General features: G+C 56.9%; 13 protein-coding genes, 1 tRNA gene and 1 pseudogene. 10 read left to right on the forward strand and 5 right to left on the reverse strand.

All coding sequences use genetic code 11. The features are described from left to right. Positions 1–159 precede the first annotated feature (159 nt). On the reverse strand, positions 160–507 hold the full coding sequence (locus ACR3E2_RS13715) for a cupredoxin domain-containing protein (protein ID WP_480484585.1): 348 nt from the start codon (positions 505–507) through the stop codon (positions 160–162). Then, positions 507–1,028: a DUF4142 domain-containing protein gene (locus tag ACR3E2_RS13720; RefSeq protein ID WP_480484586.1), complete on the reverse strand. Its 522-nt coding sequence runs from the start codon at positions 1,026–1,028 to the stop codon at positions 507–509. The genes ACR3E2_RS13715 and ACR3E2_RS13720 overlap by 1 nt, the downstream gene beginning before the upstream one ends. Before the next feature lie 136 nt (positions 1,029–1,164). On the opposite strand from ACR3E2_RS13720, the gene ACR3E2_RS13725 reads away from it, so the two are divergent. Further along, positions 1,165–2,118, forward strand: coding sequence for an AraC family transcriptional regulator (locus ACR3E2_RS13725; protein ID WP_480484587.1), 954 nt, complete (start codon positions 1,165–1,167; stop codon positions 2,116–2,118). A 202-nt stretch (positions 2,119–2,320) separates the two neighbouring features. Here the strand turns inward: ACR3E2_RS13725 and ACR3E2_RS13730 are convergent. Together ACR3E2_RS13730 and ACR3E2_RS13735 are read right to left on the reverse strand one after the other, a co-directional pair. Further along, a pseudogene (locus ACR3E2_RS13730) lies at positions 2,321–2,518 on the reverse strand (hypothetical protein); the annotation flags it as partial. Positions 2,519–2,740: 222 nt separating this feature from the next. Further along, a tRNA-Leu gene (locus ACR3E2_RS13735) sits at positions 2,741–2,827 on the reverse strand. Between the two features lie 201 nt (positions 2,828–3,028). Between ACR3E2_RS13735 and ACR3E2_RS13740 the strand changes: the two genes are divergently transcribed. Then, positions 3,029–4,012 carry a complex I NDUFA9 subunit family protein gene (locus tag ACR3E2_RS13740; protein ID WP_480484588.1) on the forward strand — a complete coding sequence of 328 codons (984 nt, stop codon included), beginning with the start codon at positions 3,029–3,031 and terminating at the stop codon, positions 4,010–4,012. On the opposite strand, the gene ACR3E2_RS13745 is transcribed toward ACR3E2_RS13740, so the two are convergent. Further along, positions 4,013–4,816 carry an undecaprenyl-diphosphate phosphatase gene (locus tag ACR3E2_RS13745; protein ID WP_480484589.1) on the reverse strand — a complete coding sequence of 268 codons (804 nt, stop codon included), beginning with the start codon at positions 4,814–4,816 and terminating at the stop codon, positions 4,013–4,015. A gap of 231 nt (positions 4,817–5,047) precedes the next feature. On the opposite strand from ACR3E2_RS13745, the gene ACR3E2_RS13750 reads away from it, so the two are divergent. The 8 genes from ACR3E2_RS13750 (at position 5,048) to ACR3E2_RS13785 (ending at position 17,254) form a co-directional block, all read left to right on the forward strand. Continuing rightward, positions 5,048–6,481 carry an NAD(P)-dependent oxidoreductase gene (locus tag ACR3E2_RS13750; protein ID WP_480484590.1) on the forward strand — a complete coding sequence of 478 codons (1,434 nt, stop codon included), beginning with the start codon at positions 5,048–5,050 and terminating at the stop codon, positions 6,479–6,481. Positions 6,482–6,505: 24 nt separating this feature from the next. Beyond that, entirely contained in the window at positions 6,506–6,943 is a 438-nt protein-coding gene (locus tag ACR3E2_RS13755; RefSeq protein WP_480484591.1) for a GFA family protein, read from the forward strand. Continuing rightward, positions 6,940–11,472, forward strand: coding sequence for a glutamate synthase large subunit (gene gltB / locus ACR3E2_RS13760; protein ID WP_480484592.1), 4,533 nt, complete (start codon positions 6,940–6,942; stop codon positions 11,470–11,472). Before ACR3E2_RS13755 ends, gltB begins: the two co-directional genes overlap by 4 nt. Positions 11,473–11,653: 181 nt before the next feature. Further along, complete coding sequence (locus ACR3E2_RS13765; protein ID WP_480484593.1) at positions 11,654–12,568, forward strand: Hint domain-containing protein; 915 nt, start codon at positions 11,654–11,656, stop codon at positions 12,566–12,568. Positions 12,569–12,607: 39 nt separating this feature from the next. Continuing rightward, complete coding sequence (mtgA, locus tag ACR3E2_RS13770) at positions 12,608–13,342, forward strand: monofunctional biosynthetic peptidoglycan transglycosylase (protein ID WP_480484594.1); 735 nt, start codon at positions 12,608–12,610, stop codon at positions 13,340–13,342. A 58-nt stretch (positions 13,343–13,400) separates the two neighbouring features. Then, positions 13,401–14,066, forward strand: coding sequence for an FtsZ-binding protein FzlA (gene fzlA / locus ACR3E2_RS13775; RefSeq protein ID WP_267363152.1), 666 nt, complete (start codon positions 13,401–13,403; stop codon positions 14,064–14,066). A 74-nt stretch (positions 14,067–14,140) separates the two neighbouring features. Beyond that, on the forward strand, positions 14,141–15,178 hold the full coding sequence (gene queG / locus ACR3E2_RS13780) for a tRNA epoxyqueuosine(34) reductase QueG (RefSeq protein ID WP_480484595.1): 1,038 nt from the start codon (positions 14,141–14,143) through the stop codon (positions 15,176–15,178). Positions 15,179–15,250: 72 nt separating this feature from the next. Then, on the forward strand, positions 15,251–17,254 hold the full coding sequence (locus ACR3E2_RS13785) for a hydantoinase/oxoprolinase family protein (protein WP_480484596.1): 2,004 nt from the start codon (positions 15,251–15,253) through the stop codon (positions 17,252–17,254). Positions 17,255–17,283 lie beyond the last annotated feature (29 nt).

The following is a 17,283-nucleotide window of genomic DNA, read 5'->3' on the forward strand; positions in this document are numbered from 1 at the left end:
ATTTTCGTATTCTTCGGCCGCGGGTTGAACAGACGCGCCGGGTGGTAATCTCACCGAAAATTTGGGGCGTTTAGAAGTAGGTTTTTACGGATGAATGAGGTGACTCTGATGAAGAAATCAAAGCACGGCGACGCTCAGCTCCCCGCGTGTAGCCGCTGATTAATCTTTCACTACGATAGCCCCCTTCATATGCGGGTGAAACACGCAGAAATAGGCATAAACCCCGGGTTTGTCGAATACCACGGCTGCCTTTTCGTTCCGCTCTAGCGGCCCGGTGTCCCAATCTTGCATCTCTTGTTCCGTTGCGGTGTGAGGCGCGATGTCCAGATTGGTCCAGATCACCTCATCACCGACCGAAACTTCGAGTTTCTCAGGCGCGAACTTGAATTTGCGAATAGAAATCTGATGGCTGGTTGCCCCGGCGGACGCACCCAATGCGCCAGCCAGAAGAGTAAGCGGTGCCGCACCCAGTACGGCACCAAACTTTCTGCGTGACAGTACAGCCATCAGCCGCAATCCAGCCCAGACACCATCTGTTCGGCGTGGCCTTCATGCTGTTTGAATGTGGCAAGAGCATCCTGCAGCAGGTTGGTGAGCGGCTCAACGGTGGTGTTGGGGATGAACTCGTCCTCAACCGTTTTGTTCACGATCTGATGATAAGCGAGCTCATTCTGAGCGTAGGCGCAATCAAAGGCTTTACCGCGCAGCCCGCTCAGCTCATCGCGTTTCTCGACCGAACCTTTAACCAGGGCCTGGCTGAGGGCGTTGTCCTGGGGCGTTACATTCAGTTGTTGGATCAACGCCCCTGCAGCTTGGTTCACGGCCGCATGATCACGGATCATTGTGTTCGCAAAATCCCGAACGTCGTTATTGTCGGACACAGCAAGAGCAAGATGCGCATAGCGGATGTCGATTTCACCGGCAGTATACGCTGTATGCGCGATTTCAAGATCGTTCATCTTGTTCTCATCTGCAACAGCAGCATAGCCGACGACGACAAGAGCAGCAGAAAGGAAAACGGTTTTCATCTGGAATCTCCAAAGTTGATTGAAGCCCTGATATGCGTACAGTTTGCCTTGTCTTTGAATTACCTGCCGTCCAGAAGACATGCCCTATCGTTCGAACATGTAGACAGATATCGAACTCTTGGTAATATCAGCAACCATGCTTGATCTGCTAAGTGATATTCTGACCCGCCTGTCGCTCAAGGGGACACTGTATTTCCGCACCAGCCTTAGCGAACAGCCCTGGGGGATCCAGGTGCCGGCGTTTCAGAACGTGGCCCGGTTCCACTATGTACATCGCGGTGAGTGCGTAGTGCGCGTCGCAGGAGAAGATCGGGCGCTACGCCTTACCAAAGGCGATCTTATCCTGGTTCCACACGGGGCGGCACATACGTTGAATTGTCGTGTTTCGGGCCCGGAAGACGCCTTGCCGCTGGATGACGTGCTGGAAAGGTCCGGCTATGATGGTAAGGGTGTTCTGGTGTATGGCGGCAACGACCCCAACATGGAGAACCAGCTGATTTGTGGTCATTTTTCACTAGCCGAAGGATCAAGGCATCTGTTGCTTGACCGATTGCCGCCAAGCATTGTCATCCGGGATTATGGCGCCGAGGCCAGCGATTGGCTGGAAGCGACGTTGCGCGTGATAGGGTCCGAGGCAGGGTTCGGCCGTTTTGGAGGTGATTTGATAGCGCTGAAGATGTCAGAGGCGATTTTTGCGCAGGCTATCCGGTGCCATATCGAAGATACCGCCAGAACAGGGGGAAAACTCGCAGGTTTCGCCGATGTTCATCTTACCCGCGCATTGACGGCGTTCCACAATGACCCGACTGCGCAGTGGAGTGTCGATTCTTTGGCCAACAGGGCGGCATTGTCTCGGACAAGTTTCGCAATGCGGTTTTCCGAGAAGCTTGGGATCACACCGATGCAATATGTGACTGCATGGCGTATGCAGATTGCCCGCAGCGCGTTGGTAGAGAAAGGTGTCAGTGTTGCCGAGGCCGCGGATCTGAGTGGGTATTCCTCGGAAGCAGCGTTCAGTCGCGCGTTCAAGAAAGAGATCGGGCAACCGCCTGCCAGATTTCGAACCTCTGCGTTACCCACTCAGGTCTGAACGATCTGCAATGTTGCCGGGTATGCATTCATTCCAACGACAGTGCTCAAAAGTACCTGTTGCTGAGGAGCACACTTTTCCGTCGCAAAACAACGGAGAAGAAAGTTTCCGCTTTTTGCCGCCAAAGATATATCCGCCCTTATCGATAATCCCGCCGCCATCGCCATGATGGTGCCTCCTTTTGTTCTCGGACTGGGCGTTTTCAACCTCTGTCTGACGTCAGACAGACTATTCGAGCGCGACCATTTCCTGCCTGCTTTCTGGGTCTTTTCCCATCAACCTGAAATACTCTTTCGGCCCTTCTGACACTTTTCCAGAACCCATCTTGTTCGGTGACTTTTCTCTGAGCCAGAACAGTCGCTTCCTTGGGGTCTTTCGTTTGGAGAGAAAATCGAGTTCGTTTCGATTGCTTAGCTTGGGGTAGTGCTTTCGAACGTCTTGGGGAACACGCCTACGAAATTACCAAACACCATTGGAGTTCTTTTGTTCAATGTATCTAGCCATGATCAGAATCGCTTCTGCTGCAAAGATGATTAGAGGCATTGCGTCACCTCTTGTGTCACCTTTACAGGTTTGAACTTTCCGCTAAGCTCTTGTGATTTATATATTTTTGAGGAAAAGATGGTGCCCAGGAGAGGACTCGAACCTCCACGTCCATACGGACACTAGCACCTGAAGCTAGCGCGTCTACCAATTCCGCCACCTGGGCAGGTGTCGTGGAGCGGCGTTTAAGCTGACTGGCGGGGGGCGTCAACCGGATTCTGAATGAATTTTGAAAGTTTTTTGAATTCGGTTTTCGAACTGAGATTTTGGCCTGAGTATTTCATGACCGGCGCGGCGAATTAGTGCCTTGTTTGGCTGGCCTGCGAGCGTTAGTTCTAGAGCGCAATTTCTCAGCAGGAGCCCTCTCATGTCGAAACTGGTGACGATTTATGGCGGATCGGGATTTGTCGGTCGCTACATCGCGCGACGCATGGCGAGTGAGGGGTGGCGTGTGCGGGTGGCTGTACGACGCCCGAACGAAGCCATGTTCGTGAAACCCTACGGCGCCGTCGGACAGGTTGAGCCTGTGCTGTGCAATATCCGCGATGACGCCTCGGTCGCGCTGGCGATGCAGAGCGCCGATGTCGTGGTGAACTGTGTGGGTGTGCTGAATGAACTGGGCAAGAACGCGTTTGATGCCGTTCAAGCCGAAGGAGCCGAACGTATCGCGCGGCTTGCAGCCGAGCAGGGTATCGAACGGATGGTTCACATCTCGGCGATTGGTGTAGATGCAGGTTCAGCCAGCGAGTACTCTCAAACCAAAGCGCAAGGCGAAGCAGGTGTTTTGAAGCATATGCCCAATGCCATGATCCTGCGCCCCTCGGTTATCTTCGGAACCGAGGATCAGTTCTTCAACCGTTTCGCCGGGATGACCCGCATGGGTCCGTTCCTGCCAGTGGTTGGTGCCGAGACCAAATTCCAGCCCGTTTACGTGGATGACGTGGCCCAGGCAGCGGTCAAAGGCATTCTGGGGCAGGCTGAGCCGGGCGTGTACGAGCTTGGCGGGCCGGAGGTGAAAACCTTCCGCGCCCTGATGCAGCAGATGCTTGAAGTGATCCACCGTCGGCGCATCGTTGTCGGTCTGCCGTTCTTTGCTGCCCGGATTATGGCGGGCGTGCTGGATATTGCGAAATTCGTCAGCTTCCAACTGTTCCCGAACAACATTCTGACCCGCGATCAGGTCAGGAATCTGCACCATGACAATGTGGTATCTGACGGGGCCAAGTCCTTTGCGGATCTTGGCATTGCGCCGACCACTCTGGAATCGGTCCTGCCGGAATACCTGTGGAAATTCCGCCCCTCGGGTCAGTATGACGACATTCAGAACTCGGCCAAAAACCTGCGTATCTGATTAGCTGTAGGCCATGATCAAAAGGATCACGCCAAGAATGACGCGGTAGATGACGTAGGGCGTGAAACTGACGCTGCGCAGAAGCCGCATCATCAGGCTGAGCGCCAGCAGCGCCGAAAGAAAGGCAAACAGCGCCGCAATAGCCCCATCCCGGGCCAGTTGCATATCGGCGTCGCGCACGGCATCCAATGCCAGCAGTGTGCCCGACGCTAGGATTGTCGGGATCGACATCAACATCGCGATCCGAGCGCCGTCTGCTCGGGTATAACCCAGTTGACGGGCCCCTGTAATGGTGATCCCGGACCGCGATGTTCCGGGGATCAGCGCAAGAACCTGCCACAGTCCCATGACGAAAGCATCGCGAATACCCCAGTCGTTCGCCTCTTTCGTCTGGGGACCTTTCTGGTCGATCCAATAAAGCAGCAGGCCAAAGCCCAGCATTGTCCACCCGATTACAGTGATCGAACGCATGGCCTCGCTTAACCCGGTCAGATGCAGGATCAGACCTGCAATCACGGTTGGAAGTGTCGCAATGATCAGACCAAGAGCCAAACGGGCCTGCGGTGTATCTGTCCGGCCGGTCAGGGCGCGCGGCACCCCGGCAAGAGCCTGCTTCACATCCGCCCAGAAATACAGAACGACCGCACCAAGAGTTCCCACGTGCACCGCGATGTCTATGGCCTGACCCTGATCCTGAAGGCCCGACAAGTTCGGCAGCAGGATCAGGTGACCCGAAGACGAAATGGGCAAAAACTCAGTTATTCCCTGAATGATTGCCACGAGAATCAGGTGGAAAAGACTCATCTGCCCTGCCGTGCTGCCGCCACGTTTTTTATGTGGTGTATGGCTATAAGGGTGGTGGGGAAAAGGAAAGTCTTCATATAGGTCCGAATCGTACCTAAAATTCCTTTAAGAATTCACAGATTTCGAGTGGGTGGGTGGAAAATTCTCACAATAGGTCAGCATATATGACTTTTCATCCGTTTGCGCATCGCATAAAGAAATCCAACCAAGCCAATTCATGGAGTCTGACCCGTGGCCAAGCAACCGATGCTGAAATTTGTGCAGATCGACCGCGTCATGCCGGAAAAGCGTGCCGCCAATGACCGCAGAGAAGACTTTAACGAAATTTATGCCGAGTTCGCTGCCGAGAAAGCAGCAGAACAGGCCAGCCGTTGCAGTCAATGCGGTGTGCCCTACTGTCAATCGCACTGCCCGCTGCATAACAACATTCCCGACTGGTTGCGGCTGACTGCAACCGGACGGCTGGAAGAGGCTTACGAAACCAGCCAGGCGACAAACACCTTCCCCGAGATTTGCGGCCGCATCTGCCCGCAAGACCGTTTGTGCGAAGGAAATTGCGTGATCGAACAATCCGGCCACGGAACGGTCACCATCGGCACGATCGAAAAGTACATTACCGACACGGCGTGGGACAAAGGCTGGGTCAAACCAGTGGTCCCTGCGACAGAGCGCCGTGAAAGCGTCGGCATTATCGGTGGCGGGCCGGGTGGTCTTGCCGCGGCGGACATGCTGCGTCGGGCCGGTGTTCAGGTCACGGTCTATGACCGCTACGACCGTGCGGGTGGTCTGCTGATGTATGGCATTCCGGGCTTCAAGCTGGAAAAAGAAATCGTCCAGCGGCGTAACGACCTGTTGGCGGACGGCGGTGTCGAGTTCGTATTGAACTGCGACGTGGACGCCGCAAAATTCGCTGAAATTCACGCAAAGCATGACGCCATCATCATCGCAACGGGCGTTTACAAGTCGAGGGATCTGTCCATGCCGGGCAGTGGTCTTGCCGGGATCGAGAAGGCAATCGATTTCCTGACCGCATCAAACCGTAAAAGCTTTGGTGACACTGTTGAGGATTTCGACAACGGACGGCTGAATGCCGAGGGCAAAAAGGTTGTCGTGATCGGTGGTGGTGACACCGCGATGGATTGTGTGCGTACGTCGATCCGTCAGGGCGCGACATCGGTCAAATGCCTGTACCGTCGTGACCGGACAAACATGCCGGGTTCGCAGCGCGAGACACAGAACGCCGAGGAAGAAGGCGTGGTATTCGAATGGCTCAGTGCACCGAAGGGATTCACGGGCGACGACAAGGTTTCCGGCGTGATGGTGCAGAAGATGCGTCTGGGTCAGCCCGATGCATCTGGTCGCCAGGCCCCCGAAGTGATCGAAGGCGCGGATTATGTCGAGGACGCCGATCTGGTGATCAAGGCATTGGGTTTTGAACCTGAAGACCTGCCCACCTTGTTCGGGCAGCCCGACTTGCCTGTCACCCGATGGGGAACGGTCAGGGCAGCATTCCAGACCGGGGAAACCGAAATGGAAGGTGTGTACGCGATCGGGGACATCGTGCGCGGTGCCTCACTGGTCGTATGGGCGATCCGTGACGGGCGCGACTGCGCTGACGCGATCATCGACCGGTTCAACGCCAAAACTGCCGTGGCGGCGGAATAACCCCAGTTTTCAGGAGGGTTCGAAATGTCGGAACTTCAAGGCCAATGCATGTGTGGTGCGGTCACAGTCACCGCCACCCCTGTACGGGATGCTCTGGGGGCGTGTCACTGTGATCAATGCCGTCGGTGGACCAGTTCGATGCTGGTGACCTTTCAGGCGAAAGAAGGCTATGCCGCGCTGGGCCCGGTCAAGACATTTACCTCGTCCGACTGGGCAGAACGTGCTTTTTGCGGCGATTGCGGATCCTCGCTCTGGTATCGGATCACGCTGCCGGGTGAGATGCACGGACAGACACAAATGGCGGCTGGCCTGTTTGAAAATGCGACAGGTAACCCGCTGAAACTTGAACTTTATATCGACAAAAAGCCCGAGGGATACGCGTTCGCAGGTGAACGTCGGCAAATGACCAAAGCCGAGGTCGAAGCCATGTATTCCTCCTCTGACGAAGGAGACAGCCAATGACCAAATATGATGCCGATTGGGTGCGGGCAGAAGAAGCAAAACGCAAGTGGATGGCCGAAAATGGTCTCTATTCCGAGGCAGAGGAGCATTCTTCGTGCGGTGTGGGCCTTGTTGTGTCCGTGGATGGCAAACGGTCGCGCAAGGTGGTGGATGCCGGGATCGATGCCTTGAAAGCGATCTGGCATCGTGGAGCCGTGGACGCGGATGGCAAGACCGGCGATGGCGCAGGCATCCATGTGCAGATTCCGGTTCCCTTCTTCTATGATCAGGTCCGCCGCACGGGTCATGAACCCAAGCTGAATGAACTGATTGCTGTTGGTCAGGTTTTCCTGCCCCGCACCGATTTCGGCGCGCAGGAGCGGTGCCGGACCATCGTCGAAAGCGAAGTTCTGCGTATGGGTTACTACATCTATGGCTGGCGACACGTGCCGGTCGATGTGACTTGCCTTGGGGAAAAGGCCAACGCAACCCGCCCCGAGATTGAGCAGATCCTGATCTCGAACTCCAAGGGTGTGGACGAAGAAACTTTCGAGCGCGAGCTCTATGTCATCCGTCGCCGCATCGAAAAAGCGGCTTTGGTGTCGGGTATCTCTGGTCTTTATCTTGCGTCGCTGTCCTGCCGGTCGATCATCTACAAGGGTATGATGCTGGCCGAACAGGTCGCTGTATTCTATCCCGATCTGATGGACGAACGCTTTGAATCGGCATTCGCGATTTACCACCAGCGATATTCGACCAACACGTTTCCGCAATGGTGGCTGGCGCAGCCGTTCCGCATGCTGGCCCACAACGGCGAGATCAACACCCTCAAGGGCAACATCAACTGGATGAAAAGCCATGAAATCCGGATGGCCAGCGGCACTTTTGGTGACTATGCCGAAGATATCAAGCCGATCATCGCGGGTGGTTCGTCAGATTCTGCTGCATTAGACTCGGTTTTCGAGGTGCTGGTGCGCGCAGGGCGGTCGGCCCCGATGGCGAAAACCATGCTGGTTCCGGAAAGCTGGTCCAAGCAGGCGGTCGAGCTGCCGCAAGCGTGGCGCGACATGTATTCCTACTGCAACTCGGTGATGGAGCCATGGGATGGCCCGGCCGCGCTGGCGATGACCGATGGACGCTGGGTTTGCGCCGGCCTGGACCGGAACGGACTGCGCCCCATGCGGTACGTTGTGACTGGCGATGGCCTTGTCATCGCAGGATCCGAGGCCGGAATGGTGCCGATCAACGAAGCCACAGTGACCGAAAAAGGCGCGTTGGGGCCGGGTCAGATGCTGGCGGTCGATATGAAAAAGGGCAAGCTGTACCGCGATACCCAAATCAAGAACAAACTGGCCCGCGCGCTGCCATTTGGCGAATGGGTTGGCAAGATAAACGATCTGGACGAAACGCTTGCGGGTGTGGCCGAAGCGCCGATCTTTGCGGGTGGCGAGTTGCGCAAGCGCCAGATTGCTGCGGGATACTCGGTGGAAGAGCTGGAACAAATCCTTGCTCCGATGGCGGAAGACGGCAAGGAAGCCTTGGCATCGATGGGTGATGATACGCCCTCGGCTGTTTTGTCAAAACAATACCGCCCGCTCAGCCATTTCTTCCGTCAGAACTTCAGCCAGGTGACCAACCCGCCGATCGACAGCCTGCGTGAATACCGCGTGATGTCGCTGAAAACCCGGTTTGCCAACCTCAAGAACGTGTTGGATGAAGACAGCAGCCAGACCGAGATCGTGGTTCTGGAAAGCCCCTTTGTCGGTAACGCGCAATGGGACAAGCTGGTTGAGAACTTCGATGCGCCGCTGGCGGAAATCGACTGTAGCTTCGAGGCTGGTCAAGGCGCATTAAGCGCGGCTTTGACCCGTATCAGAGCCGAATCCGAAGAGGCGGTGCGATCCGGTGCCGGGCATATCGTCTTGTCTGATATGCGGTCGGGCGAGGATCGGATTGCGATACCAATGATCCTCGCGACCAGCGCTGTGCATTCCCATTTGACGCGTCAGGGTTTGCGGACCTTCTGTTCGTTGAACGTCCGTTCGGCTGAATGTGTAGACCCGCATTACTTTGCCGTTCTGATCGGCTGTGGCGCGACTGTGGTGAACGCCTATCTGGCCGAGGATTCTTTGGCTGACCGTATCGACCGCGGTTTGCTGGACGGAAGCCTGACCGAAAACGTCGCGCGCTATCGCGAGGCGATCGATCAGGGCTTGCTGAAGATCATGGCCAAGATGGGTATCTCGGTCATTTCATCCTATCGCGGTGGTCTGAACTTTGAGGCCGTTGGCCTCAGCCGTGCCATGGTGGCTGAGTATTTCCCCGGTATGACCAGCCGTATCTCGGGCATAGGTATCAAAGGTATTCAGGCCAAGGCCGAGGAAATTCATGCCAAGGGCTGGAACAGCGGTCTGGATGTGCTGCCCATCGGTGGTTTCTATAAGGCGCGTAAGTCAGGTGAGACACACGCGTGGGAAGCGACCTCGATGCATATGATGCAGATGGCCTGCAACAAGGCTTCGTATGAGCTGTGGAAGCAGTATTCGGCCAAGATGCAGTCGAACCCGCCAATTCATCTGCGCGATCTGATGGATTTCAAACCGCTGGGCAAGCCGGTGCCGATCGAAGAGGTGGAATCGATCACCTCGATCCGCAAACGCTTTGTCACGCCAGGTATGTCGCTGGGTGCATTGTCGCCAGAAGCGCATAAAACACTGAACGTGGCGATGAACCGGATCGGTGCGAAGTCCGACAGTGGCGAAGGTGGCGAAGACCCGGCACATTTCGTGCCTGAACCCAACGGCGACAACCCTTCGGCCAAGATCAAACAGGTGGCTTCGGGCCGGTTTGGTGTGACTGCGGAATACCTCAACCAGTGTGAGGAGCTTGAGATCAAGGTCGCTCAGGGTGCAAAACCCGGCGAAGGTGGTCAGTTGCCGGGTATGAAGGTTACCGACCTGATCGCGCGCCTGCGCCATTCGACCAAGGGAGTGACACTGATCTCGCCGCCGCCGCACCACGATATCTATTCGATCGAGGATCTGGCGCAGCTGATCTACGACCTGAAGCAGATCAACCCGCGCTGCAAGGTGACGGTCAAGCTGGTTGCGTCCTCGGGCGTTGGCACAATTGCTGCCGGTGTGGCCAAGGCGAAAGCGGATATTATCCTTATTTCGGGTCACAATGGCGGTACAGGCGCGTCGCCTGCGACCTCGATCAAATATGCCGGCCTGCCGTGGGAGATGGGCCTGACCGAGGCGCATCAGGTTCTGGCAATGAACAACCTGCGGGATCGCGTCACCCTGCGGACCGATGGTGGCCTGCGCACCGGGCGCGACATTGTCATGGCCGCGATGATGGGGGCCGAGGAATACGGCATCGGTACCGCCGCGCTGATCGCAATGGGCTGTATCATGGTGCGTCAGTGTCAGTCGAACACTTGCCCGGTGGGCGTGTGTACGCAGGATGAATCCCTGCGCGCCAAATTCACCGGCAATGCGGATAAGGTCGTCAATCTGATCACCTTCTACGCGCAGGAAGTGCGCGAGCTGCTGGCCAGCCTCGGCGCGCGTTCGATTGATGAAATCATCGGTCGGGCCGATCTGCTGGCTCAGGTCAGCCGTGGGTCCGCTCATCTGGATGATCTCGATCTGAACCCGCTGCTGATCACTGTCGATGGGGCACATAACATCATCTACAACCGCGACAAAGAGCGCAACGCGGTGCCGGATACGCTGGACGCCGAAATCGTTCGCGATGCTGCCCGGTTCCTGAAGGATGGTGAAAAGATGCAACTGTCTTATGCGGTGCAGAACACACACCGGACCGTTGGAACCCGTGTGTCCAGTCATATTGTGCAGAATTTCGGGATGCGGAACACCTTTCAGGACGACCATCTGCATGTGAAGCTGCAAGGCTCGGCCGGGCAATCTCTGGGAGCTTTTGCGGCCCCGGGTCTGAAGTTGGAAGTGTCGGGCGATGCCAATGACTATGTTGGTAAGGGCCTGTCCGGCGGCATGATCGTCGTACGCCCACCACAGGTCAGCCCGCTGAAAGCAGATGACAATACGATCATTGGCAATACGGTTCTTTATGGGGCCACCGACGGGTACCTGTTCGCGGCCGGTCGCGCCGGTGAACGGTTCGCGGTCCGGAACTCTGGCGCCAAGGTTGTTGTCGAGGGGTGCGGTTCCAACGGGTGTGAATACATGACCGGCGGTGTCGCCGTTATCCTTGGAGCGATCGGAGCCAACTTTGGTGCAGGCATGACAGGCGGAATGGCCTATCTGTATGATCCCGAAGGCAAGGCCGAGGCGCTGATGAACAGGGAAACGCTGGTCACTTGCCCGGTCACTGTGGACCACTGGGAAGAGCAATTGAAAACGCTCATCATGCGCCATGCTGCTGAATCGCAAAGCCGCAAGGCTGCTGATATTCTTCAGCATTGGGATGTGGAAAAAGGCAACTTCCTGCAGGTTTGCCCAAAGGAGATGCTGAACAAACTCAGTCACCCGCTGAGTGTTGAAGCCAAAGCAGTTCCGGCGGAGTAAGCCGAAACCTTTTGTCTCTCAAGGCCCCGCGTGTCATTTGCACCACGCGGGGTTCGTATGTTAACGACGTTTCAGTGCAGGTCTTGCCCGTTTATCCGAAAATCGCCAATCTTTCTTCACACTCAGGCGACAATCATGGGCCGAACTAGGCACCAGATGATAAGCAGACAGGGGCAACCGGATGCCAACACCGTATCAGGATCAGTTTTATACTTTCGATCCAGCAAACCCGCCGCCTGCGGGAACGGCAGTCGCTGTTAGCAGTTTCACTTTAGTCGATGCTGATGATGACAACGAAATCGATGCGCCAAGTGGTGACACCGTCAACGGTCAGGACGTCACGAATTCCTGGCCAGGGGACACTGTTACCATCAACGTGGCGGGCGTCGGGAACGTAACCTATACAGGCACCACGTTTTATCTGGCTGACGGATCTCGGGTATTCACACCGACAGACGGTCAGGTCCTGCAGCCGGGAACATTTGTTTCAGCCACCTTCGTCAACACACAGGGGCCGCTGAATGTCGGCAATCTGGGTCCGCCCTGTTTCACGCCGGGCACCATGATAGCGACCCCGGAAGGCGAACGTGCGGTTGAAGATCTTGAAGTCGGCGATCTGGTCACGACCGTGGATCATGGCCCCCAGCCTTTGATCTGGGTTGGGCGTACAGTGGTGGCGGCCGAAGGAAAGCTGGCCCCGATCCGGTTTGAGGCCGGAGTGTTTGACCTGGATCGTCCGCTGCTTGTTTCGCCTCAGCATCGGATGCTGGTTGAAGACTGGCGGGCCTCGTACTTGTCTGGGCACGCTGAAGCGCTGATTCCGGCACATGCTCTGGTCAATGGAAAAACGGTGACCCGGGTGGAAGGCGGCGAGGTGGAGTATTTCCACCTTTTGTTCAAGCAGCACGAGATCGTCATCGCCAATGGCGCCAAAAGCGAAAGCTATTATCCGGGGCACGCGTTGTCGGCCTCGGACCGCGAAACGCAGAGCGAGGTCCTGCACTTGTTCCCTGAACTGGCAGGTCATGATCCGATGTCGGTAGAAACCGCACGACCGGTTGTTCACCCGCGCGAAGCGCGCGCTTTCGCGATTTAGGCCGTTTCAAACCCGGACCGCGCGTCGTATAGCTGAGGCATGGCGAAGAAAGCAGCCCGCAAATCAAGCGGTAAGAAAAACAAGGCATCCAGCAGAAAAACACCTACGGTGCGTCAGATTCGCCGTTGGCTGACTCGTGCGGTTGCGGCAATTGCCGGAGCTTTGCTTGCGATAATCCTGTTGTATTCGGTTGTGAACCCACCCGTAACCCATACGATCTGGTCGGAATGGCGCCGTTTGGGAAAGGTTGAGCGCGAATGGGTGCCGATCGAGGACATGGCTCCGATCATGGCGCGTTCGGTCGTGGCAGCAGAGGATGCAAATTTCTGCCTGCACTGGGGATTTGACGTAGAGGCCATTCGCGATGCGCTTGAGGATGGCGGGAATCGCGGCGCCTCGACGATTACACAGCAAGTTGTGAAGAACGTATTTCTTTGGCAAGGGCGCAGTTGGATACGCAAGGTGTTGGAAACTTCGATCACACCTGTGGTCGAGATTTTCTGGAGCAAGCAGCGAATTCTCGAGGTCTATCTGAACGTTGCCGAAACCGGGAATGGTGTTTTTGGGGTCGAGGCTGCCGCGCAACGGTATTTCAACACCAGCGCCTCAAAACTGACCCCAGTTCAGGCGGCGCGGATTGCCGCCATTCTGCCGTCACCGCGCAACAGATCGGTCACTGACCCGACGGCGCAAACGCGCAGGCGGGCGGCATCTATTCTGGATGGGGCGGCCACCATCCGCGCAGATGGTCGCGCAGATTGTTTCGAGGATTGAAACCCGTCGCCTGCCAAGGCTAAATCTGTCGGGTACTCACTGGTTCGATTGGAAGCCCATGGCGCGTCTGTTTCATGTTCCCCTCTCTCCATATTGCCGCAAGGTTCGGCTGTCTCTGGCGGAAAAGAAGATCGAGGTTGAGCTTGTCGAAGAGCGATACTGGGAACAGGACCCCGACTTTTTGCGCCGTAACCCCGCGGGTAAAGTACCAGTATTGCGTCTGGACGGACAAATGATGTCGGAAAGCGCAGCGATCTGCGAATACATCGAAGAAACCCGTCCCGAACCGCCATTGATGCCAAAAAGCCCCGAAGCCCGATACGAAGTGCGGCGCCTTGTTGGTTGGTTTGACGACAAATTCCACCATGAGGTGACGTCGAAGCTGCTGTACGAACGGGTAAACAAAAAAGTGACGGGTCAGGGCTATCCGGACAGCAAGAACGTCAAACAGGGTGCCAAGGCCATCAAGTACCACCTGGATTATATGGCATGGCTGCTGGATCACCGCCGGTGGTTGGCCGGTGACCAGATGACATTGGCTGATTTCGCAGCAGCGGCGCATCTGTCTTCGCTGGACTATATCTCGGACGTGGATTGGAACCGCAGTCAGGTGGTCAAGGATTGGTATGCGAAAATCAAATCACGCCCTGCGTTTCGCTCTATTCTGGCGGATCAGGTGCCGGGTTTCCGGCCGCCGCCCCATTACGCTGATCTGGATTTCTGATAGGGTGCGCCAGGGGGGCTGTCTGCCCCCCATCGCGCAGATGCGCGATTCCCCCCGAGGATATTTTTGGCCAGATGAAGATCGGATCTGATTTGAAGGAAAAGCTGGTACAACAGGCCCTTGAAGAAGGGTTTGTTGCGTGCCGTGTCTGCCGCCCGTGGGATGTTCCAGAAGTTCCCGAGCGTTTGGCCGCGTACCTGGGTGCCGGGTATCATGGGCAGATGGGATGGATGGCCGAACGAACGCATTGGCGCGGTGATCCTGCAGCCCTTTGGCCCGAGGCGCGATCAGTGATCATGCTGGCCGAGAGTTACACGCCGGAACATGACCCGACAGACGTCTTGAAGCAACGCGGCCACGGGGCGATTTCTGTCTATGCGCAGAACAAAGACTATCATGATCTGGTCAAAAAGCGACTGAAGCGTCTGGCGCGGTGGCTGATTGCCGAGGCGGGCGGCGAGGTTAAGGTGTTTGTTGACACTGCACCCGTGCCAGAGAAAGCCTTGGGGCAGGCCGCCGGGTTGGGCTGGCAGGGGAAACACACAAATCTTGTCAGTCGGGAATGGGGTAATTGGGCCTTTATAGGGTCTGTTTTTTCAACATTGGATATACCCGCTGATTCTGCTGAGATTGATCGCTGCGGGTCTTGTCGGGCCTGTTTGGACAGCTGCCCCACGGACGCCTTTCCAGGCCCGTATCAATTGGATGCACGGCGGTGCATCTCCTATCTGACCATCGAACATAAAGGCCCTGTAGAGCCTGAACTTCGCGGAAAGCTGGGCAATCGAATCTACGGCTGTGATGATTGCCTGGCAGCTTGCCCGTGGAACAAGTTTGCGGTTGCCGCAAGTGACATACGCTATGCCGCGCGTGAAGATCTGGCAGCGCCTGCGCTGGAAGAGCTGGTGGCGCTTGATGATACTTCGTTCCGAGCGAAGTTCTCTGGCTCACCCATCAAACGGATTGGGCGCGACCGGTTTGTGCGCAACGTGCTTTATGCCATTGGAAACTCGGGGCGCCCGAGTTTGAAGGCTGCGGCCCAGAGATTGACAGATGACCCGGATGAAACCGTGGCCGACGCAGCGCGTTGGGCGGTGGAACAACTTTCATAATTGCCGCAAACAGGCTGGACGTGTCGGCCCCAATCGCTACACCAATCTGCAGCGAACAGTAAGGAGAACCCGATGGCGCTGGCTTTGGGGGTGGATACGGGTGGAACCTATACCGATGCGGTACTGATCCGGGATGAAAAAGAGGTCATAGCCTCGGCCAAGTCCCTGACCACACGCGCGGATTTGGCAATTGGTGTGGGCAAGGCGATTTCTGCCGTTCTGGAGCAGGCGAAAGTTGCGCCGGATCAGATTTCAATGGCGTCTTTGTCCACAACATTGGCGACTAATGCCTTGGTCGAAGGGCAGGGCGGGCGCGTTGCGTTGATCTATATCGGATTCAAAGACAGCGACCTTGAAAAGCACGGTTTGAAGGACGCGTTAAAAGGGGACCCGTCCCTGGTTATGTCTGGTGGGCATTCTCATTCTGGCAGCGAAGCTGCGCCATTGGACGTTGCCGCGCTGGAGCAGTTTTTAGACTCTCATAAAGGGATTTCTGGCTTTGCCATAGCCGCTCAGTTTGCCACCCGTAATCCCGCGCATGAACTGGAAGCCGCACGGATCGTTACGGAAAGAACCGGGGCTCCGGTAACATGTTCGCATCACTTGTCGGCAAAGCTGAATGGGCCGAAACGCGCCGTGACGGCCGTGTTGAATGCGCGGCTGATCGGGATGATCGATCGTTTGATCGGGCGTGCGCAGGACCAGCTGCGCGAGTTGGGGATAATGGCCCCGATGATGGTCGTGCGCGGTGATGGGGCGTTGATGAGTGCTGAACAGGCGCGTGAACGCCCCATTGAAACGATCCTGAGCGGACCAGCCGCGTCAATTGTAGGCGCGCGCTGGTTGACCGGCGCAGAGAATGCGTTGGTGTCGGATATTGGCGGCACGACAACTGACGTGGCGTTGATCCGTGACGGTAAGCCCGCGATAGACTCGGCCGGGGCACAGGTGGGCGGGTTCCGCACAATGGTCGAGGCAGTTGCGATGCGCACCCATGGCCTTGGAGGTGACAGTCAGGTGCATGTCGTGACCGAGGGGTTGCAGGGCGGTGTTTTTCTGGGGCCGCGCCGCGTTCTTCCGGTGTCCCTGATCGCCTCGGAAGCGCCCGAGATCGTCCATGCCGTTCTGGACGAGCAATTGCGGGCCACGACGGTGGGTGAGCACGATACGCGCTTTGCCCGTCGCGTTCCGGGAATACGTGACGACGGTATAGATGCGCGAGAAGAAGCCCTGTTGGAGCGGTTGGGAGATCAGGTTCTGCCGATCGGTTCCTTGCTTCGGTCCCGAATGGAGAGCGGCGCATTGACCCGGTTGGTGGACCGCGGGATCATTCAGATCTCGGGCGTGACGCCGTCGGATGCCAGCCATGTACTGGGGCGGGTGGATGCCTGGGATGCGGACGCCGCCCGTAAGGCACTTGAACTGGTCGCGCGCAAACGGGTCGGGTCCGGAGATATGTTGGCAAATTCCGCCGAAGCGCTGGCGCAGATGATCGTGGACCAGTTGACAGAACAGACCAGTTTGACCTTGTTAGAGGCTGCTTTTGATGAGGAGCCAGACAGTTTCGGGCATTCGCCGCAGGAGCTGGCGCGGCATATCCTGACACAGCGCGGATTGGCGCAGCATCGCGGTTTGTTGTCGCTGACCGCAGCCCTGAACGTTGATGTTGTGGGACTTGGGGCATCTGCCCCCAGCTATTACCCGGCGGTTGGTGAACGGCTTCGCTGCCGGATGATACTGCCGGAACATGCGGGCGTAGCCAATGCGATTGGCGCTGTCGTGGGGCGGTTGACCTTACGGCGAACAGGCACGGTGACAAGTCCTGCCGAAGGGCGGTATCGTGTACATCTCGAGGACGGGCCCAAGGATTTTTCCGCATCAGAAGATGCGCTGGCTTTGCTGGAAAATGTTCTGAGGTCGGAAGCGGAAGGCGCGGTGCGCGAAGCCGGTGCAGAAGATATCCGGGTGATCGTGGATCGCGATATCAAAACCGCGCGGGTCGAGGCCAATGATGTGTTTGTCGAAGCAATGATTACGGTCGAGGCTAGCGGGCGACCGCGGGTTGCGGCGGGCTAGCCCCTCTGACTCGTTCAGAGGGGCCGGGC

The organism is Ruegeria sp. AL7 (genome assembly GCF_056536105.1).